Genomic DNA, 20,252 nt, shown 5'->3' with positions numbered 1-20,252 from the left:
TTACGCGAGCCTCTTCTTGCGGAATTTGTCTTTTATTCGTCTAGCAGCAACGCTGTCCATCATATTCGCCATGATAGCAACAATCAGCAACATCGCATTGATTGGCCACATACCAATAGCAGCCGGGATGTCACCATCTTCTAATGCAGATTTGGTTGCACTGATCGCCAAGAAATACGCTAGATAGATCAGAATCGCAGGCCCCATTTTGGCAAACCGTCCCTGACGCGGATTCACCGCAGACAAAGGAATAACGAGCATTGTTAAGAGTGGAATACACACAAATAACGAAATTCGCCATTGTAGCTCCGCTTGCGCCTCTGGATCTGGGTGACCTATCAAGTCAACCGTTGGGTATGCTTCCCAGTCTCGCCCTTTCTTTTTGACCTCACGTTGGCCGATAACACCTTCGTATTCATCGAATTTCGTGATCATATATTCAACGCGAGTAGGCACACCTTCATAACGCGTACCTTCTTTCATAGTGATGATCTGACGACCGTCCGAAAGCTCTTTTACTTCACCAGAAGATGAGAACATCACACTCGGTAACACTGAATCTCGAGGGCGCATCTGCGCAACAAAAACGTTGCTCAAGGTATTGTCTTTAATGTCATCGATGAACACAACCGATGAACCGTCTGGTGTACCTTGGAACTGACCTTTTTTAAGTAGGTCAACGCTGTTTTCTGACGCTACCTGCTCATAAAGCTGCTCAACGCGGTCTTGAGACCACGGCGATAGCCACAACGCATTGAAAGCCGCCACCGCTGAAGTAATCAACGCTAGGTATAAGGCCGCTTGAACCAAGAATTTATTACCAATACCTGTCGCGTTCATTACGACAACTTCGCTCTCTGCATACAGACGACCAAATGTGATCAATATGCCGATATACAGACTTAAAGGCAGCATTAACAGACCCATTGCTGGCATGTTCAAACCAACAATCGAGAAAATCAATCCAGCAGGAATATCCCCATCAGAAGCATCAGCAAGAACACTTATGAATTTCTGGCTTACAAACACCAAAAAAAGTACGAAAAAAATCGCAAATTGGCTCTTGAGTGTTTCGCGGATCAAATATCTAACAATAATCACGCTGAAATTACCTATACAAAACTTGTTTTTTTGGTCGAATCACTATAGTTTCCCGTTGAACCATTTATTTTTTTAAAAATTATAAACTAGATGTTAGTCGCTTAATCAGCTCTGCATGTAAGCCTGGAGCTAAAATTCAACAAGTAAGCGATCATTATCTAACATTTAGAGCAATTTGTCTTCAGGATGTAGGAGTACGCATGGAGTTCAGTGTAAAAAGTGGCAGTCCAGAGAAACAACGTAGCGCATGTATCGTTGTTGGTGTGTTTGAACCACGTCGCCTTTCTCCAGTAGCCGAACAACTTGATAAAATCAGTGACGGTTACATCAGTTCACTACTTCGCCGTGGTGATCTAGAGGGTAAACCTGGTCAGATGCTGCTACTGCATCAAGTACCAGGTGTTTTGTCAGAGCGCGTTTTACTTGTCGGTTGCGGCAAAGAGCGTGAACTTGGCGAGCGCCAGTACAAGGAAATCATTCAAAAGACGATCAGCACACTTAACGAGACAGGCTCAATGGAAGCGGTATGTTTCCTAACTGAACTGCATGTTAAGGGTCGTGATACATACTGGAAAGTGCGCCAGGCTGTAGAAGCGACTAAAGATGGTCTATACACATTTAATCAATTCAAGAGCGTGAAACCTGAGACTCGCCGCCCACTGCGCAAGCTTGTTTTCAACGTACCAACGCGTCGTGAATTGAACTTGGGTGAAAAAGCAATCACTCATGGTCTTGCTATCGCATCAGGTGTCAAAGCCTCAAAAGACCTTGGCAACATGCCGCCAAACGTAGCTAATCCAGCTTACCTTGCTTCTCAAGCTCGTCGTCTAGCGGACGATTACGAAACCGTAACCACCAAAATTATTGGTGAGCAAGAGATGGAAAAACTGGGTATGACCTCTTACCTAGCAGTAGGCCGTGGTTCTAAAAACGAATCTATGATGTCTATCATCGAGTACAAAGGTAACCCTGACTCAGATGCAAAACCGATTGTGCTCGTAGGTAAAGGTCTAACCTTCGACTCAGGCGGTATCTCTCTAAAGCCGGGTGAAGGTATGGATGAGATGAAGTACGACATGTGTGGTGCGGCATCGGTATTCGGTACAATGAAAGCGCTAGCGAAGCTAAACCTACCAATCAACGTTATTGGTGTTCTAGCGGGCTGTGAAAACATGCCTGGCAGCAACGCTTACCGTCCAGGTGACATCCTAACGACCATGTCTGGTCAAACTGTAGAAGTTCTGAACACGGATGCTGAAGGCCGTCTTGTTCTTTGTGACGCACTGACTTACGTAGAGCGTTTCGAACCAGACTGCGTGGTTGACGTTGCAACGCTAACTGGTGCTTGTGTTATCGCACTAGGCCACCATATCAGCGGCGTAATCTCTAACCACAACCCTCTTTCTCATGAGCTAGTAAACGCTTCTGAGCAAGCGAGTGACCGTGCATGGCGTCTACCAATGGCAGACGAGTACCACGAACAGTTGAAGAGCCCGTTTGCGGATATGGCAAACATTGGTGGTCGCCCTGGTGGCACAATTACTGCGGGTTGCTTCTTATCTAAGTTCGCGAAGAAGTACAACTGGGCACACGTCGATATCGCAGGTACCGCGTGGAAATCAGGCGCAGCGAAAGGCTCAACGGGCCGTCCTGTCTCAATGCTTGTCCAATTCCTTTTGAACCGCAGCGGCCAAGAGACAGAAGAGTAATTTCTGAACAGAATCTAAAAGGGCCGCAAGGCCCTTTTTTATTATCCTAATTTTCTAAAATGAAAGTGGGACTTAAGATGGTCTTAGGAAGAGACCCAAGGCAAGTGAGAGAATGATGCAAACTGCAACCTTCTACATCATTAACGAAGAGAGCCCGCAAGCAACGGTGGCTGGCTTTGAAGAATACATCGTGTTTTTGGCTCAGCACTTTGCTCGCCAAGGCGCTAAAGTGTATTTAAACTGCCAAGACAAACCACACGCCGAGCAGCTCGCTGAAGCCTTTTGGCAAGTTGATGCAGACAAGTTCATGGCACATAACCTCGTAGGCGAGGGACCGAAATACGCCACCAACATTGAAATCGGCCATGAAGGTGTAAAACCTAATTGGAACCGTCAGCTGGTAATTAATTTGGCGGAAAATGAGACAACCTTTGCGAACAAGTTTGCTCAAGTGGTAGACTTCGTGCCCTGCGAAGAAAAAGCTAAACAACTCGCAAGAGAAAGATATAAAATTTACCGTCAAGCAGGTTACCAGCTGCAAACGATCGAAATTCAATATCCTTAACGGTCAATCCTTATAGTTAAGGCGATCTTGTTAAGATCCCTCACTTATAAAGATTGACTAAGATTCAACCATCAACGTATCCATTAAAAGAGCGCTATGGAAAAGACATACAACCCAACTTCAATCGAACAAGCTCTGTATCAGACTTGGGAAGAGAAAGGCTACTTTAAGCCACACGGTGACACTACTAAAGAATCATACAGCATCATGATCCCGCCACCGAACGTCACTGGTAGCCTACACATGGGCCACGCGTTCCAAGATACGATCATGGATACGCTTATCCGTTGTGAACGTATGAAGGGTAAAAACACCCTTTGGCAAGTAGGTACTGACCACGCTGGTATCGCAACTCAGATGGTTGTTGAGCGTAAGATCGCTGCAGAAGAAGGCAAAACAAAACACGATTACGGTCGTGAAGCTTTTATCGACAAAATCTGGGAATGGAAAGGCGAATCTGGCGGCACTATCACTAAGCAGCTTCGTCGTCTTGGCGCATCTGTAGACTGGGATCGTGAACGCTTCACGATGGACGATGGTCTATCTAACGCCGTTCAAGAAGTGTTCGTACGTCTATACGAAGACGATCTAATCTACCGCGGTAAGCGTCTAGTTAACTGGGATCCAAAGCTACACACAGCGATTTCAGATCTAGAAGTAGAGAACAAAGACACTAAAGGCAACATGTGGCACTTCCGCTACCCACTAGCAGATGGCGCAAAAACAGCGGATGGCAAAGACTACATCGTTGTTGCAACGACTCGTCCAGAGACCGTGCTAGGCGATACAGGTGTTGCAGTTAACCCAGAAGATCCACGTTACAAAGATCTTATCGGTAAAGAAATCATCCTTCCTATCGTTGATCGTCGCATCCCAATCGTGGGCGATGAGCACGCAGATATGGAAAAAGGTACTGGCTGTGTGAAAATCACACCTGCGCACGACTTCAACGACTACGAAGTAGGTAAGCGCCACCAGCTACCAATGATCAACATTCTGACTTTCGACGCGAACATCCGCGACTCAGCAGAAGTATTCAACACTAACGGCGAAGCAAGCGACGCTTACAGCACTGAGCTACCAGCTAAATACCACGGTATGGAGCGTTTTGCCGCTCGTAAAGCTATCGTTGCTGAATTCGACGAGCTAGGCCTACTTGAAGAAGTGAAAGATCACGATCTACAAGTTCCTTACGGCGACCGTGGTGGCGTGGTTATCGAACCAATGCTAACTGACCAATGGTACGTGCGTACTGCGCCTCTAGCGAAAACCGCAGTTGAAGCAGTAGAAAACGGCGACATCCAATTCGTTCCTAAGCAATACGAAAACATGTACTTCTCTTGGATGCGTGACGTTCAAGACTGGTGTATCTCTCGTCAGCTATGGTGGGGTCACCGCATCCCAGCTTGGTACGACAACCAAGGTAATGTTTACGTAGGTCGCACTGAAGAAGAAGTTCGTAAGAACAACAACCTAGAGTCAGTCATTGAACTTCACCAAGACGAAGACGTACTGGATACGTGGTTCTCTTCTGCACTATGGACGTTCGGTACTCAAGGTTGGCCAGAGCAAACTGACGATCTGAAAGTATTCCACCCTTCAGACGTACTAGTAACTGGTTTCGACATCATCTTCTTCTGGGTTGCGCGCATGATCATGATGACCATGCACTTCGTGAAAGACGAAAACGGCAAGCCACAAGTACCATTTAAGACGGTTTACGTTACTGGTCTAATCCGTGACGAAAACGGCGACAAGATGTCTAAGTCGAAAGGTAACGTCCTTGATCCAATCGACATGATCGATGGTATCGACCTAGAGTCTCTCGTAGAGAAGCGTTGTGGCAACATGATGCAGCCTCAACTAGCGAAGAAGATCGAGAAGAACACTCGTAAGACGTTTGAAAACGGTATCGAAGCATACGGTACAGACGCACTGCGTTTCACTCTTGCAGCAATGGCATCAACAGGTCGTGATATCAACTGGGATATGAAGCGTCTTGAGGGTTACCGTAACTTCTGTAACAAACTATGGAACGCAAGCCGTTACGTAATGATGAACACAGAAGAGCAAGATTGTGGCTTCAACGGTGGTGAGATTGAATACTCACTAGCAGACAAGTGGATCGAGTCTCAGTTCGAACTTGCAGCGAAAGCGTTCAACAACCATATCGACAACTTCCGTCTAGATATGGCGTCTAACACGCTTTACGAATTCATCTGGAACCAATTCTGTGACTGGTACCTAGAGCTAACTAAACCCGTTCTATGGAAAGGTACTGAAGCGCAACAGCGTGGTACTCGCCGTACGCTAATCACGGTTCTTGAGAAGACTCTGCGTCTAGCTCACCCAGTGATTCCTTACATCACTGAAACTATCTGGCAAAGCATCAAGCCACTAGTTGAAGGTGTTGAAGGCGAGACAATCATGCTTCAAGCACTGCCTCAATTCGACGAAGCAAACTTCAACCAAGAAGCGCTAGACGATATTGAATGGGTGAAAGCGTTTATTACCAGCATCCGTAACCTACGTGCTGAATACGACATCAACCCAGGTAAGCCGCTTGACGTTATGCTGAAAGCAGCAAACGCAGAAGACGCTGCGCGTCTAGAAGCAAACAAACAAGTACTAATGTCTCTAGCGAAACTAGAATCTGTACGCGTACTTGCTGCTGACGAAGAAACGCCAGCGTGTGCAACAGCATTGGTTGCTAAGTCTGAGCTAATGATCCCAATGGCAGGTCTGATCGACAAAGATGCTGAGCTTGCTCGTCTAGATGGCGAAATCAAGAAGACGCACGGCGAAATCAAGCGTATCGAAGGCAAACTGGGCAACGAAGGCTTTGTAGCGAAAGCACCTGAAGCTGTTGTTGCTAAAGAGCGTGAGAAGCTTGAAGGCTACAAAGAGACACTAGCTAAGCTAGAAGAGCAGAAGACAACGATCGCTGCGCTTTAAGCCTCAGTGAAAGAGAAGAATTAACACTTCTCACTTTTTGGTTCAAAAGGTTGGTCATCATGGCCAACCTTTTTTGTATACATTTCACCAAAACCATCATCAATAGCTTCCCCCTATCACAACAATACTCATTACCCATTAGCATTAATGAGAATTATTATCGATAATAAGCTCATCGAAACAAACACGATTGAGTAATTATCATGAAAAAGACACTAACTTTCGCAGCACTGCATTTTACTATCGCATTTAGTGTCGCTTACGTACTCACAGGCGACATTCTAATTGGTAGTTTAATTGCCATGATTGAGCCTTCAGTGAACACCGTAGCCTTCTACTTTCATGAAAAGGCATGGGCAAAAGTCCCAGCACTTAAAGCTCGTCAGTGGATGACCAAATTAAAAACCGCAAGCTTTGCGACCGTGCACTTCAGCGTCGCTTTTACCGTGGTTTACTTACTAACAGGTGATGCATTTGTCGGCGGCGTAATGGCGATGCTAGAGCCGAGTTTGAACACGGTGGCTTACTACTTCCACGAGAAAGTATGGATGCGTAAATCATCAGAAAAAGCTCCAGCACCGCAGTTTTGTTTACATCACCACGCTTAAACATGGAGGCTCACTACGTCTCCTAACGAGAAAAATGACATTTACCATTGACAAGGTTGCGCACCGCAATTAATTTAATTGCGGTGCGCAACCTTATTTTTAGAGGTAAGTGATAATGAACGCTCGTCAACTTCGACACTACTCCCGTCAAGCCGTCCGATTGCTTGGTATGCTTGATAAACAATGCGGCGATGTCGCTCTCACTCCAGTGCAAGCGCACGCATTGGGTGAAATCCAATTGCAGCCATTGACCATCAATCAGCTGGCACAGCAGCTTAATGTCGACAAGTCCAACGCGAGCCGAACCGTTACTGGTTTGATTAAATTAGGTTTGGTCGAGAGCATCGAAAACCCAAAAGACAAACGTAGTCAACTCGTAGCGATTACAGAGCAAGGCCAACAGGCGTTATCAGAACTGGACCAACAGCAAAACCACTTCTTTGAACAACTGCTTACCCAACTCGATGACAGCGAGCAAGAGCAACTCAAACTTGGTCTAGAGAATTACCTAAAAGGGCTAACAAAAGTGTGTCAGTCTGAGGAATACGTTCTTCGACCTCTTACTAAAGCAGACAACCCGCAAGTCGCAGATGTGATTCGTAAAGTCTCTGCAGAATACGGCTTAACCGCAGACAAAGGTTATGGTGTGGCCGATCCAACGCTTGATGATATGTATTCGGTTTACAATCAATTCGGGGCCGCCTATTGGGTCATTGAACATCGCGGAGAGATCGTTGGTGGCGGTGGCTTTGCCCCTTTAGCTGGCGAGCCAAATGTGTGTGAACTACAAAAGATGTACTTCTTACCTCAAACACGAGGACACGGTTTAGCCAAACGCATCGTCGCATTGAGCTTACAATTGGCGAAACAATTTGGGTATCAGCAGTGCTATTTAGAGACAACTGAATGTCTGAGAGAAGCGGTAAGCTTGTATGAAAAGCTAGGCTTTGAGCATCTCGATGCCCCGCTTGGACAAACAGGGCATGATGCATGTGAAGTCGTAATGCTTAAGATGCTGTAATAGATAATATTTTTAGACGTTAAAGCACAACATGGGTAACACAAAGCTCCTGGCTCAAGGCAACAGTGAAGTTTTGGTGCTGCCCATCCAACTCAACAGACAACTGGTAGAGATCACTTGGATCAGGATCAGTAAGATCGGCATACTTTGGCGCTTCGATCTGGAATAAAGCGCTCGCATGCTCCGCTCGGACATCAATAGGAATATGGTAAGTCATGCCATTGAACTTAACCGATGCCGATACTAAACCCGGCGCAAAAGTTTGATAGTACAAGTCTACTTTAAACTCGCAACCACCACCGTGGTGCCAAATCTGCTCGGTTGCCACGCGGTCTAAACGTACATTGCGAATGAACTGCAGATACGGTTCTTGCCATACCCCTAAGCGCTCATCACTTTTTTTATATTCATGATCGGACAGAGAGCACAGCTCAGGTTTATCTTCATCAAACAGAAGATCCTCTTCTTCCTCTAAGAACAAGATTTCAAAGCGGTTACGCCCCATTTGCATGAACGGACGAATGTCTTTCTTGTAGACATTTTGAGAACCGTCACAGTCGAACAATGCTACTCCGTTCAAACGCACTTCTGCATGGTAATCCACACCACCCAACACCATTTCTACCGCTGGGAATGCCATCATGGATTCGTCCACTTCAATGTCATGCATCAGGTGCCACTCTTGCTGACGAATTGCTTCTTCTGTCAGTTCAGCTGGCAATACCTGACTCAAAGGAGCAGGGAAAGTAATGTCATCCTGTGGGATAGAAAGGTCCGTCAGTGGAGAGACTTGCCATAAACCGGCGAGTGAGAGTTGCATATACACCTTGAGCTAGATCAATTTTCACGCATTATAGGGAGAAATCCCCTATAAACTCAATGTGAATTATTTATCGCCTCCACATTCGTCAGTTTTTCAAGGAATAAAAAAACCAGCGTTAAACGCTGGTTTTTCCAAAAGTAGTGAGCTTTGATTACTCGTCGTCTTCATCTTCTTCAGGGTAAAGCGCATCTTCGCCTTCGTAGTACGTACCCCAACCGTCATAGATGATGTCGTATTTTTCTGCCAAGTGAATCAATTTTTCAACTTGCGCATCAATCGCTTCTGCGTCTAGTGCGGACTCCATAGTCGCATCACAGCAAAGCAACTTGTTACCATCTTCATCTTCAGTTTCTTCTGCTTCAAGAACTTCAAAGCCCATCTTGAATGCTTCAACTACCGCTTTTTCTAGCGTGTCAAAATCTTCGGCAAACAGGTGGTGCTCAATTTCGTATAGCGAATCTGGATCGCTGCCATCTTCTAGCAATGCTGCAATGATATCGCGAGTCTCTTCCTTTTGAATCTCAATTAATTCTTCTACTGATAGATATTCATCTTCGTGAGACATGTTTTGGCTCCAGATTAGTTACTTGATGGAAACACAATACCCGATACTGAGTATGCTGATCCGGTGAAATATGGCATGGATTGCGATGAAAAGCCACAAACAAACATCATACCACTGCGATTCTTATCGGTTATTTGAATCTAAATATTAAACCGACCACACAAAGAAACAAAAAATTAACAAAGAATGGCATTTTTTAATATTCAGAACATCCTAATTGACACTTAATGTGGTTATTTTCTCTTTCTATGCGTGTTTATGATGCTTTCTTGAATACACTCACGTGTAAAACGAAGAAGCATAACGAATAAATTCACTTTAATAATGCATAATTTAGAATAAAAATGCACGTTTTATGCACTGTGCATGTATTCTTTCTCAACGGGAAAATTAGAATAAAAACGCACGCACTCTAATTTTAGTAAAATAGCATTTATATCTAATAACAAATTTCATAAGAATCAAAATAAAAATAAAAAACTCACAAAACCAGAAACACCAGAATATAAGCAAAGCTTGATAACTTGCATCTTTCTAGGAAGCTTGTCATAACTAATGGCTGGAAAATTTGTAAGGATACAAAATGAGCAAGCTGTACGTTGGATCAGAAGTTGGTCAACTTCGACGAGTTCTATTAAATCGCCCTGAACGCGCCCTAACCCACTTAACTCCGTCAAACTGTCATGAGTTGCTATTTGATGACGTTCTTGCTGTAGAAGCGGCAGGTGAAGAGCACGATGCATTCGCACGTACGCTGCGCGAGCAAGACGTTGAAGTGCTTCTCCTCCACGATTTACTGGTCGAAACCCTCGCCGTTCCAGAAGCAAAACAATGGCTGCTGAACACTCAGATTTCTGACTTTCGCTACGGGCCAACATTTGCGCGAGACCTACGCCAATACTTTTCAGAAATGGATGATGAACATCTTGCCTGCATCTTTTTAGGTGGCTTAGCTTACTCAGAGCTACCAATCTCCTCATCTTCTATGCTGCCAAAAATGAAGCGTCCTCTCGACTTTGTTATTGAGCCACTGCCTAATCACCTCTTTACTCGTGATACCTCATGTTGGGTTTATGGCGGCGTTTCTCTTAACCCGATGATGATGCCTGCACGTCAACGTGAAACAAACCACCTACGTGCGATTTATCGTTGGCACCCAATTTTTGCTGGCCAAGATTTTATCAAATACTTCGGTGACGATGATCTGCATTATGATAATGCTAATGTCGAAGGCGGTGATGTGTTGGTTATTGGTAAAGGTGCAGTTCTGATCGGTATGTCTGAGCGTACGACCGCGCAAGGCGTAGAGAACCTTGCAGCGAGCCTATTTAAAGCAGGCCAAGCGACCGAAGTGATTGCAATTGATCTGCCTAAACACCGCTCATGTATGCATTTAGACACAGTGATGACCCATATGGATGTAGATACTTTCTCTGTCTACCCTGAGATCATGCGCAAAGATCTCGACACATGGCGCTTAACACCAAAAGGCAACGGTGAAATGCATGTTGAAGCCTCACATAACTATCTGCACGCGATTGAGTCCGCTCTTGGCTTAGATCAGCTGAAAATCATCACCACTGGTGGCGACAGCTATGAAGCGGAACGCGAACAATGGAATGACGCCAATAACGTTCTAACTGTAAAACCGGGCGTAGTAATTGGTTACGAACGCAACGTATACACCAACGAAAAATACGATAAAGCTGGCATCAAAGTACTGACAGTACCTGGTAACGAGCTTGGTCGTGGTCGCGGTGGCGCTCGCTGTATGAGCTGTCCAATAGAACGAGACGATATATAACTTACTCGTCTCTTTACATTAGGTGAATCAAAACTAAGGTTGATGTGAATACATCAACCTTTTTTAGCTTTATTTAAAAATAATTATTCACAATAAAAGCATTTATATGTTTTAATGAATTCTATTAATCTAATCACATGTACTAAGGGACGAGCTATGGCTTTCAATTTACGTAACCGCAACTTTTTGAAGCTATTGGACTTCTCAACCAAAGAAATCCAGTTTTTGCTCGAACTGTCTGCAGAGCTGAAAAAAGCTAAATATGCAGGAACAGAGCAGAAGAAACTTCAAGGTAAAAACATCGCACTAATCTTTGAGAAATCTTCGACTCGTACCCGATGTGCGTTTGAAGTCGCTGCCTTTGACCAAGGTGCTCAAGTCTCTTACATCGGCCCTTCTGGCTCGCAGATCGGTCATAAGGAATCGATGAAAGACACCGCTCGTGTTCTTGGTCGTATGTACGACGGGATTGAATACCGAGGCTTTGACCAATCCATTGTTGAAGAGCTTGGTACTTATGCTGGTGTTCCAGTTTGGAATGGTTTAACGGATGAGTTCCACCCGACCCAGATCCTTGCTGACTTCCTGACCATGCAAGAGCACGGCCGTGGTAAACAGCTACATGAAGTAACCTTCGCTTACCTAGGTGATGCGCGCAACAACATGGGTAACTCACTTATGGTGGGCGCAGCGAAAATGGGCATGGATATTCGCCTTGTCGCGCCAAAAGCGTTCTGGCCTGAAGAAGAGCTCGTGGCAACTTGTCAAACTATCGCGCAACAAACCGGTGCAAAAATCACGTTAACAGAAAGCGTTGAGGAAGGTGTGAAAGGTTGTGACTTCCTATACACCGACGTTTGGGTGTCTATGGGTGAGTCTGCCGAGGCATGGGATGAGCGTGTAGCGTTAATGACACCTTATCAAATCAATATGGACGTGATTGAGCAAACGGGTAATCCACATGTGAAATTCATGCACTGCCTTCCAGCTTTCCACAATGATGAAACCACCGTCGGCAAAGAAGTCGCTGAAAAATACGGTATGAAAGGCCTTGAAGTAACAGAAGAGGTATTTGAATCGGAATACTCCATCGTATTCGACGAAGCTGAAAACCGTATGCATACCATCAAAGCCGTGATGGTTGCGACGCTAGGAAGCTAAACCAGCGCGCAAAAACAGCCGATAAAAACCATGATGTAATCGCTTGCGCTCACGAAAGTTAAGCGTATAATGCTCGGCAATTTGTCTGAGGATTAAGAAATGACCACGCTGATTGCTGACGTAAAAACGCGATTTGCTCTCGCTAAGCGACTACGCTTACGTGGTGTTATTTTCGTTAATTCTATTGAATTTTAAAACCTCCCCATTGGGGAGGTTTTTTTATGTCCAAAATTCCTTTCGGTTATTTGGATGTAGTCATCAATGTTATAGGGAAGAAGATCATGGCGAACTCGCTTTACCAGAAGCACATCATCTCTATTCCAGAGCTTTCACGCGAAGAACTGGAACTTATCGTAGAAACAGCAGGTAGCCTTAAAAAAGCACCTCGACCAGAACTGATTAAAAACAAAGTCGTTGCAAGTTGTTTCTTTGAACCATCAACACGTACACGTTTATCGTTTGAAACAGCGATTCAGCGCATTGGTGGTGACGTGATTGGCTTTGATAATGATGGTAATACCTCTCTGGCGAAAAAAGGCGAAACACTCGCAGATTCAGTACAAGTCATCTCTTCTTACGTCGATGCCTTTGTGATGCGTCATCCACAAGAAGGCGCCGCTCGCTTGGCCTCTGAATTTTCAAATGGCGTGCCAGTGATCAACGCGGGCGACGGTGCAAACCAACACCCAACTCAAACGCTACTCGACCTATACACCATCGCGGAAACACAAGGGCGTCTAGACAACCTGAACATCGCATTCGTAGGTGACCTAAAATATGGCCGCACAGTGCACTCACTGACTCAAGCCTTAGCAAAGTTTAACAACATCCGCTTCTTCTTTGTTGCACCAGATGCGCTGGCAATGCCAGATTACATCTGCGAAGAACTAGACGAAGCTGGCATTCAATATAGCCTACACACAGACATGGAAAGTGTGATTCCTGAACTGGATATTCTGTACATGACACGCGTACAGAAAGAACGTTTTGACGAATCGGAATACGCACATATTAAGTCGGCTTACATCCTAACGGCGGCACTACTAGAAGGCGCGCGTGAGAACTTGAAAGTACTGCACCCACTACCACGTGTGGATGAAATTACAACTGATGTTGATAAAACGCCTCATGCCTACTTCTTCCAGCAAGCTCAAAATGGCGTGTATGCTCGCCAAGCACTGCTGGCGCTTGTTCTAAACGAAATACTGTAATCGAGGGGAAAAATCATGGCTAAAGAAACTCAATTGCAGGTAGAAGCAATCAAAAATGGTACGGTCATCGACCACATCCCTGCGCAAATCGGCATCAAAGTATTAAGACTGTTCGATATGCACAATTCATCACAACGAGTAACGATTGGACTGAACTTGCCATCATCAGCACTCGGTCATAAAGATCTACTCAAAATCGAAAATGTGTTTATCAATGAAGAGCAAGCGAGCAAGCTAGCGTTGTATGCTCCTCACGCGACCGTGAATCAAATCGAGAATTATGAAGTGGTGAAAAAGCTCGCGTTAGAGCTTCCTGAGCGCATCAATGATGTATTTGAATGCCCGAATTCAAACTGTATTTCTCATAATGAACCAGTAGAAAGCAGCTTTAGCGTGTTCGAGAAAAAACAAGAAATCCGCCTAAAGTGTAAATACTGCGAGAAAGTGTTCTCACGCGAGATCGTAACCGAGCGATAAACACGCCGCACGACTAGGCTGTGATACGTTTAAAATACCCTGCAATGTCAGGGTATTTTGCTCTTTACCTACCGAGGGTTTAGAGGCAAACTGAGAATCTTTATTCCCTACAACTGATGGAAAAAATCAAATGACGAAAGTACTTCACACTGAGTCTGCACCAGCAGCAATCGGTCCTTACGTTCAAGGCGTAGATCTAGGTAACATGGTTCTTACTTCAGGCCAAATCCCAGTAAACCCAGCGACAGGTGAAGTGTCTGCTGATATCGCAGAACAAGCTCGTCAGTCTCTAGAAAACGTAAAGGCTGTAGTTGAATCTTCAGGTCTTAAAGTATCTGATATTGTAAAGCTAACGGTTTTTGTTAAAGACCTAAATGACTTTGGCACAGTGAACGAAGTTTACGGCAAGTTCTTTGATGAGCACGGCGTAGCAAACTACCCTGCACGCTCTTGTGTAGAAGTAGCTCGCCTACCAAAAGATGTTGGCATCGAGATTGAAGCAATCGCTGTTCGCAAATAATTGCACTTGCTGACAAACATAAAAAAACGGGTAGCTCAGGCTACCCGTTTTTTATTGTCTTTTCGTGATGATATCGCAGTAAAACTTAAGCAGCGTTGCGCTGTTTGACTTCTTCATCTAACGATTCAAGCTTCTCTTTCATCTGTTCACGACAGATATTCGCTAACTCGCGAATGCCCTCTTTACCATAGCCTTCAGTGCTGATTGGAGGTAGCATTTCAACAATCACATGACCATTGTTCCAACGGTTCAGCTTAATTTTATTCGTCGAGCTACATACGATAGGAATGATTGGCACACCTGCACCAATTGCCGCATGAAAAGCACCTGTTTTGAATGGAAGCAAACCACGCCCACGAGAACGCGTGCCTTCTGGGAACATCCACACAGAAACATCACTTTCTTTCATACTGCTCACGACCTGATCGATAGTACCTTTTGCTTTAGAACGATTCGCTCGGTCAATCAGAATGTTACCCGTAAGCCAGTAAAGCTGACCAAACAGTGGCATCCAAGCCAAGCTCTTTTTACCTACTGTCACAACTTTCGGAGTCACAGCCGCAGAAACAGTAAACATGTCCCAGTTGTTCTGGTGGTTAGCAATGTAAACATGTTGGCCGCGTGAATACGCATCTTCAGGGATACGCAACTCTAACTTAATCCCAAACACACGAGACATCTTGGCAAACAAACGGCCAAAAGTGAAAACGTGCTTAGGGTTTCTAGGGCTTAATAGGCAGTAACCACAACCACCAATAAACATAACAATCGCAAAGATAGCGACAGCAAATACACGTAACAGTGCAATCATTCTTGTTCTCCAGGAACCGGCTTTTGCCAGATACAGCTATTAATATCTCTCTTTCCATAAAGGGAAAATATGGTCATGAGAGTGATATAAAAAAGCCGAAACTCAGGTTTCGGCTCTCTTGATATCCAAGTTACCTGCGGTGCAGTTTAACTTGACTAGCTCACTCGCTCAATATTTGCGCCAAGTGCAGCCAGTTTATTTTCGATTTTGTCGTAACCACGGTCGATATGGTAAATACGATCAACGACGGTTTCGCCTTTAGCAATGCAACCTGCAATAACCAAACTAGCCGAAGCTCGTAGATCGGTTGCCATGACTTGCGCACCGCTGAGTGACTCAACATCACCACAGATAACCGTATTGCCTTCGATCTCAGCTTTAGCGCCCATACGCATGAGTTCTGGTACGTGCATAAAGCGGTTTTCAAAGATAGTCTCTGTGATCACGCCGCCACCTTTCGCCATCATGTTCAGAAGCGTAAATTGAGCTTGCATATCCGTCGGGAAACCAGGATGTGGCGCAGTACGTACACTTACCGCTTTTAGCTCGCGGTCGGTCATATCAACGGAGATCCAATCTTCACCCGTTTCGACAAGCGCGCCAGCTTCTTCCAGCTTGGCGAGAACCGCTTCAAGCAAATGAGCATTAGTGTTGCGACATACCACTTTACCGCCAGATACTGCTGCTGCGACAAGGAATGTTCCCGTCTCAATACGGTCAGCAACCACGTTGTGTTTACAACCGCCTAGGCGCTCAACACCTTCAATCGTAATGGTATCTGTGCCAGCGCCAGAGATTTTTGCGCCAAGCTTATTTAGGAAATCAGCGGTATCGACGATTTCAGGCTCACGCGCAGCGTTATCTAGTGTTGTTGTGCCTTCCGCCAGCGCTGCGGCACACATGATGGTGATCGTCGCGCCTACGCTGACTTTATCCATCACGATGTGCGCGCCTTTTAGACGACCATCCACTTCTGCTTTCACATAACCATCTTCTAATGTAATGGTTGCGCCAAGCTGCTCTAAACCAGAAATATGTAGATCCACAGGACGAGCGCCAATAGCACAACCGCCTGGTAAAGAAACCTGACCTTGACCAAAGCGCGCCACCAAAGGACCCAAAGCCCAAATAGAAGCACGCATGGTTTTCACCAAGTCATAAGGCGCACAGTATTCTGTAATACTGCTTGGATCAACATGAACAGAGCCATTGCGGCTTACTTTCGCGCCTAAACGCTTAAGCAATTCCATGGTTGTATCGATATCACGAAGGTGTGGTACGTTTGCCACTTCTACTGGCTCTTCCGCCAAGATAGACGCAAATAAAATCGGCAGTGCTGCGTTTTTTGCACCTGAAATGGTCACTTCACCAACTAGTGGTTTATCTGACCCAATAACTCGAAACTTTTCCATCAATAAACCTTAAAGCGACATCAATTTCTTATCACGAGCCCACTCTTCTGGTGTGAACGCTTTGATTGATAATGCGTGAATGTCGTTACGCTGGATGTATTCCATCAGAGGAGCATAAATTAGCTGCTGCTTCTTAACGCGGCTCATTCCATCGAAACAAGCATCAACAGCAACCACTTCATAGTGGCTACCTTCACCTTTCACATGCACTTCTTGAAGGTTTAGTGCTTCTTCTAATAACTGTTGTACTTTTGCGCTATCCACAATTTACCCCTGATAATTCTGTATGTGTTTGGCCACTAAAGATTCAACATTGCTCAGTTGAAACAAAGTGCGCAGTTGCGCCGGCACGAAACTGAGCATTATATGACAGTTTTGCTTTTTTGCATGCTCTAATAAGTGGATTAACATCACCATTCCTGCAGAGTCGACGCGCTCTATCTCTTTTAGCGAGCATTCCAGCTCCGATTGAGCAGGTTGCCATTGCTGTGCATACGCCCACAATGAAGGCACTGTATCTCTATCAAGTGCCCCTGTTAGCTTAAGAATGTTTTGATCCAATTGCCACTGAGCGGGAGTCTGGGCCATTATTTCTTAGCCTCGAAGCGGATCGGTTCTGCGGCCAATTTTTCTAGGTCTTTAGCAACAGATAGAATACCTTCTTGACGAATTTTACTGTTCCATTCGGATTGTTTACTAGAAAGCAAACTAATGCCCTCTGCAATCATATCGAATGCTTCCCACTCACCAGAGTGGTTGTCTTTACGCAGTTTAAACTCAAGTTTGATGTTTGGACGCGGAGTATCGATGATATCAACTTTAATGCTTGTAATACGCTTAGAGTCATCAATGCTAGGCTCAGGACCAAACTCAATTTTTTGGTCAGAGTATTGCGTCAACACTTGTGCATAAGACGCAATCAGGTACGCACGAAATGCATCGATAAACTCAAGTACATCTTCACGCTTAGCACCTTTTAAGTTTGGACCAAGAAGTTTTAACCCTGCATAGCGGTAGTTGACGTAAGGCATTAGCTCTTCTTCAACGATCACTTTAAGTAAATTTGGATCTTGTTTGATTTTCGGCTGTTCGGCTTTCAATCTTTCGAACGTGACTTCAGCTACCTGCTTCATCATCTTATAAGGTTCAGTTTTATCCACCTCTGCTGCTGTTGCTCCAAAGACGCTAAACACAGCACAAACTGAAAGTAGTAATCTCGCTAACATAGTTATTCCTTACTTGAGTCGTCTGAACCACCTACGCTGTATAGTACTTGACCAATTAAGTCTTCAAGCACAAGCGCCGATTTGGTGTCTTCGATGGTATCACCATCCACTAGCATGACTTCATCATCAAAAACGAAGCCAGGTACTAAACCAATGTATTGCTCACCAATCAGGCCAGATGTCAAAATTTGTACGCTCGACGTTTCTGGGAACTGATTGTATTTGCTATTGATAGATAGTGTTACAACTGGCAATAAGTTGTCTGGGTTAAGCGAAATACTACTTACTCGACCAATCACAACGCCCCCCACTTTTACGGGAGAACGAACTTTTAAACTGCCAATATTATCGAACTCGGCTTTGAGGGTATAAGTATCACCAGAGCCAATGCTTTTTACGTCAGCAACTTGAAAAATCATCACAAGAATCGCGCAAATTCCCGCTAATACAAAGCTGCCAACCCATAATTCAGTTTTACGTGTTTGTTGCATGATTAATTCCCAAACATCAATGCGGTCAGTACAAAGTCTAATCCTAGTACTGCTAAAGAAGAATGCACAACAGTGCGCGTAGTTGCTCGGCTGATCCCTTCCGATGTTGGAATAGCATCATAACCGTTAAATAGAGCGACCCAAGTAACCGTAATTGCAAACGCAAAACATTTGATCATACTGTTACCAATGTCTTGCCCTAGCTCAACAGAGGACTGCATCGCTGACCAAAAACTGCCGTGATCAACGCCTTTCCAGTCAACACCAACAAGCTGAGCGCCCCAAATTCCCACAGCCATGAAAATCATAGCCAGTAAAGGCATTGAGATAACCCCAGCCCAAAACCGTGGTGCAATCACTCGTTTCAATGGGTCTACCGCCATCATTTCAAGGCTAGACAGTTGTTCCGTTGCTTTCATTAGACCTATCTCTGCGGTTAACGCAGAACCGGCACGACCAGCAAACAAAAGTGCAGTAACAACGGGTCCTAATTCACGGAGTAACGAAAGCGCTACCATTTGCCCCAAACTGCCTTCTGCGCCGTAATCCACCAACACAACATAGCCTTGTAGACTCAAAACCATTCCAATGAACAGACCAGATACGACGATGATCGCCAGCGACTGAACACCAACAGAATAAAGTTGCTTAACAAGCAGAGGAAAGCTTCTGATCGGTTGTGGCTTAGAAAATAGCGCCCCAATCAACATGAAAGTCGCACGACCAAATGCTCCGCAAATAGAAAGCGTGCGTCGACCCAGCGAGGCGACAAAGTGAATGAAGTTATCGACCATCAAATAAGTCCTTTTCGATACTTTGAGAAGGGAAACGAAACGGTACAGGACCGTCGGCATCACCTTGTAAGAACTGCTGGACACGAGGATCAGAGTTTTGAGTCAGCTCTTCTGGCGTACCATAGGCGATGATTTTTCCATCGGCCATCAGGTATACCCAGTCAGCAATACTCATGACTTCAGGTACGTCGTGAGAAACCACAATAGAGGTCAAACCTAACGCTTGGTTTAGATTGCTAATTAGCTCAACCAAAACGCCCATAGTGATTGGGTCTTGCCCCACAAACGGCTCATCGTACATGATCAGGTCAGGGTCAAGTGCGATTGCACGAGCCAAAGCAGCGCGTCTTGCCATACCACCTGAAAGCTCACTCGGCATTAATTGCGCCGCGCCGCGTAGACCGACAGCTTCGAGCTTGAGTAACACCATGGTGCGAATCAAATCTTCCGATAAATCGGTATGCTCTCTCAATGGAAAGGCGACATTATCAAAAACATTCAAATCAGTGAATAAAGCCCCTGACTGGAACAACATGCTCATTTTCTTTCGAGCATGGTAGAGTTTTTTACGCGAGAGAGAGGGAATATTGTCTCCATCAAACCAGATCTCTCCTTGCTCGGGATACAACTGACCACCAATCAAACGCAGCAGTGTTGTTTTACCAATTCCCGATGGTCCCATAATGGCCGTCACTTTGCCCTCAGGAACATGCAGATCAATATCATCAAAGATCATGCGTTCTCCCCGTGAAAAAGTGAGGTTGTTCACGGTGACTAAATCGTTGTTCGACATATCATCTCTTCTACTGTAGGAGCGTTGCAACTCACGGAATCATCAAGCAGATACTCATCGGAGTTGAATTCTACGTTTAATAAAGTAACGTCGGTACATTTATTAGGCTGCAATCATAAGCACATTGGCGTTGAATTTAAAGCACTGTTCAATTAAATAAAGTCGACTATATCCCTGCAATTTCTCATGGTTTATGACCTAATTA

At 45.0% G+C, this 20,252-nt stretch carries 22 protein-coding genes; 11 read left to right on the top strand and 11 right to left on the bottom strand.

Annotation, left to right across the window (positions count from 1 at the left end):
- The gene (gene lptF, locus R8O10_RS19705) at positions 1–1,101 is read right to left on the bottom strand and encodes an LPS export ABC transporter permease LptF (RefSeq protein WP_318191665.1); all 1,101 of its coding nucleotides are present in this window, start codon (positions 1,099–1,101) and stop codon (positions 1–3) included.
- Between the two features lie 200 nt (positions 1,102–1,301).
- On the opposite strand from lptF, the gene pepA reads away from it, so the two are divergent.
- The 5 genes from pepA to R8O10_RS19680 all read left to right on the top strand — a co-directional run bounded on the left by pepA (position 1,302) and on the right by R8O10_RS19680 (position 7,959).
- On the top strand, positions 1,302–2,810 hold the full coding sequence (pepA, locus tag R8O10_RS19700) for a leucyl aminopeptidase (RefSeq protein ID WP_005381073.1): 1,509 nt from the start codon (positions 1,302–1,304) through the stop codon (positions 2,808–2,810).
- Positions 2,811–2,925: 115 nt separating this feature from the next.
- A complete protein-coding gene (locus R8O10_RS19695; protein ID WP_031777270.1) occupies positions 2,926–3,375 on the top strand; it encodes a DNA polymerase III subunit chi in 450 nt (149 codons plus the stop codon).
- Between the two features lie 96 nt (positions 3,376–3,471).
- A complete protein-coding gene (locus tag R8O10_RS19690) occupies positions 3,472–6,330 on the top strand; it encodes a valine--tRNA ligase (protein WP_186584637.1) in 2,859 nt (952 codons plus the stop codon).
- 203 nt (positions 6,331–6,533) lie between these two features.
- On the top strand, positions 6,534–6,938 hold the full coding sequence (locus R8O10_RS19685; RefSeq protein ID WP_005381078.1) for a DUF2061 domain-containing protein: 405 nt from the start codon (positions 6,534–6,536) through the stop codon (positions 6,936–6,938).
- A 115-nt stretch (positions 6,939–7,053) separates the two neighbouring features.
- Entirely contained in the window at positions 7,054–7,959 is a 906-nt protein-coding gene (locus R8O10_RS19680; RefSeq protein ID WP_318191664.1) for a bifunctional helix-turn-helix transcriptional regulator/GNAT family N-acetyltransferase, read from the top strand.
- A 19-nt stretch (positions 7,960–7,978) separates the two neighbouring features.
- Here R8O10_RS19680 and R8O10_RS19675 read toward each other — a convergent pair whose 3' ends face one another.
- Together R8O10_RS19675 and rraB are read right to left on the bottom strand one after the other, a co-directional pair.
- Positions 7,979–8,779 (bottom strand): glycosyl hydrolase 2 galactose-binding domain-containing protein, encoded by an 801-nt coding sequence (locus R8O10_RS19675; RefSeq protein WP_033906208.1) that lies wholly within the window; start codon positions 8,777–8,779, stop codon positions 7,979–7,981.
- 154 nt (positions 8,780–8,933) lie between these two features.
- Positions 8,934–9,347 (bottom strand): ribonuclease E inhibitor RraB, encoded by a 414-nt coding sequence (gene rraB / locus R8O10_RS19670; RefSeq protein ID WP_005381081.1) that lies wholly within the window; start codon positions 9,345–9,347, stop codon positions 8,934–8,936.
- A 583-nt stretch (positions 9,348–9,930) separates the two neighbouring features.
- On the opposite strand from rraB, the gene arcA reads away from it, so the two are divergent.
- From arcA to R8O10_RS19640, 6 genes are all read left to right on the top strand, one after another.
- Complete coding sequence (gene arcA / locus R8O10_RS19665) at positions 9,931–11,151, top strand: arginine deiminase (RefSeq protein ID WP_005381082.1); 1,221 nt, start codon at positions 9,931–9,933, stop codon at positions 11,149–11,151.
- Positions 11,152–11,307: 156 nt separating this feature from the next.
- Positions 11,308–12,312: an ornithine carbamoyltransferase gene (locus R8O10_RS19660; protein ID WP_318191663.1), complete on the top strand. Its 1,005-nt coding sequence runs from the start codon at positions 11,308–11,310 to the stop codon at positions 12,310–12,312.
- A gap of 99 nt (positions 12,313–12,411) precedes the next feature.
- On the top strand, positions 12,412–12,507 hold the full coding sequence (locus tag R8O10_RS19655; protein WP_005381084.1) for a hypothetical protein: 96 nt from the start codon (positions 12,412–12,414) through the stop codon (positions 12,505–12,507).
- Between the two features lie 86 nt (positions 12,508–12,593).
- Entirely contained in the window at positions 12,594–13,523 is a 930-nt protein-coding gene (pyrB, locus tag R8O10_RS19650; RefSeq protein WP_318191670.1) for an aspartate carbamoyltransferase, read from the top strand.
- A gap of 15 nt (positions 13,524–13,538) precedes the next feature.
- Positions 13,539–14,000: an aspartate carbamoyltransferase regulatory subunit gene (gene pyrI / locus R8O10_RS19645; protein WP_005381086.1), complete on the top strand. Its 462-nt coding sequence runs from the start codon at positions 13,539–13,541 to the stop codon at positions 13,998–14,000.
- Between the two features lie 130 nt (positions 14,001–14,130).
- On the top strand, positions 14,131–14,520 hold the full coding sequence (locus R8O10_RS19640) for a RidA family protein (RefSeq protein ID WP_005381087.1): 390 nt from the start codon (positions 14,131–14,133) through the stop codon (positions 14,518–14,520).
- 85 nt (positions 14,521–14,605) lie between these two features.
- Here R8O10_RS19640 and R8O10_RS19635 read toward each other — a convergent pair whose 3' ends face one another.
- The 8 genes from R8O10_RS19635 to mlaF form a co-directional block, all read right to left on the bottom strand.
- A complete protein-coding gene (locus tag R8O10_RS19635; RefSeq protein ID WP_005381088.1) occupies positions 14,606–15,331 on the bottom strand; it encodes a 1-acylglycerol-3-phosphate O-acyltransferase in 726 nt (241 codons plus the stop codon).
- 155 nt (positions 15,332–15,486) lie between these two features.
- Positions 15,487–16,743 (bottom strand): UDP-N-acetylglucosamine 1-carboxyvinyltransferase, encoded by a 1,257-nt coding sequence (gene murA, locus R8O10_RS19630; RefSeq protein WP_005388419.1) that lies wholly within the window; start codon positions 16,741–16,743, stop codon positions 15,487–15,489.
- Between the two features lie 9 nt (positions 16,744–16,752).
- The gene (gene ibaG, locus R8O10_RS19625) at positions 16,753–17,007 is read right to left on the bottom strand and encodes a BolA family iron metabolism protein IbaG (protein ID WP_005381092.1); all 255 of its coding nucleotides are present in this window, start codon (positions 17,005–17,007) and stop codon (positions 16,753–16,755) included.
- A 3-nt stretch (positions 17,008–17,010) separates the two neighbouring features.
- A complete protein-coding gene (locus R8O10_RS19620; RefSeq protein WP_005381093.1) occupies positions 17,011–17,331 on the bottom strand; it encodes a lipid asymmetry maintenance protein MlaB in 321 nt (106 codons plus the stop codon).
- Positions 17,331–17,969, bottom strand: coding sequence for a phospholipid-binding protein MlaC (mlaC, locus tag R8O10_RS19615; protein WP_017821301.1), 639 nt, complete (start codon positions 17,967–17,969; stop codon positions 17,331–17,333). The genes R8O10_RS19620 and mlaC overlap by 1 nt, the downstream gene beginning before the upstream one ends.
- A gap of 2 nt (positions 17,970–17,971) precedes the next feature.
- Complete coding sequence (gene mlaD, locus R8O10_RS19610; RefSeq protein ID WP_005381099.1) at positions 17,972–18,460, bottom strand: outer membrane lipid asymmetry maintenance protein MlaD; 489 nt, start codon at positions 18,458–18,460, stop codon at positions 17,972–17,974.
- Positions 18,461–18,462: 2 nt separating this feature from the next.
- Positions 18,463–19,254 carry a lipid asymmetry maintenance ABC transporter permease subunit MlaE gene (gene mlaE, locus R8O10_RS19605; RefSeq protein ID WP_005381100.1) on the bottom strand — a complete coding sequence of 264 codons (792 nt, stop codon included), beginning with the start codon at positions 19,252–19,254 and terminating at the stop codon, positions 18,463–18,465.
- Complete coding sequence (gene mlaF, locus R8O10_RS19600) at positions 19,244–20,047, bottom strand: phospholipid ABC transporter ATP-binding protein MlaF (RefSeq protein ID WP_005388422.1); 804 nt, start codon at positions 20,045–20,047, stop codon at positions 19,244–19,246. Before mlaF ends, mlaE begins: the two co-directional genes overlap by 11 nt.
- Between the last annotated feature and the right edge of the window lie 205 nt (positions 20,048–20,252).

The organism is Vibrio sp. 1727 (assembly GCF_033344415.1).
Classification (GTDB): Bacteria; Pseudomonadota; Gammaproteobacteria; order Enterobacterales; family Vibrionaceae; genus Vibrio; species Vibrio alginolyticus.
This window is presented reverse-complemented; position numbering and strand designations above follow the sequence as displayed.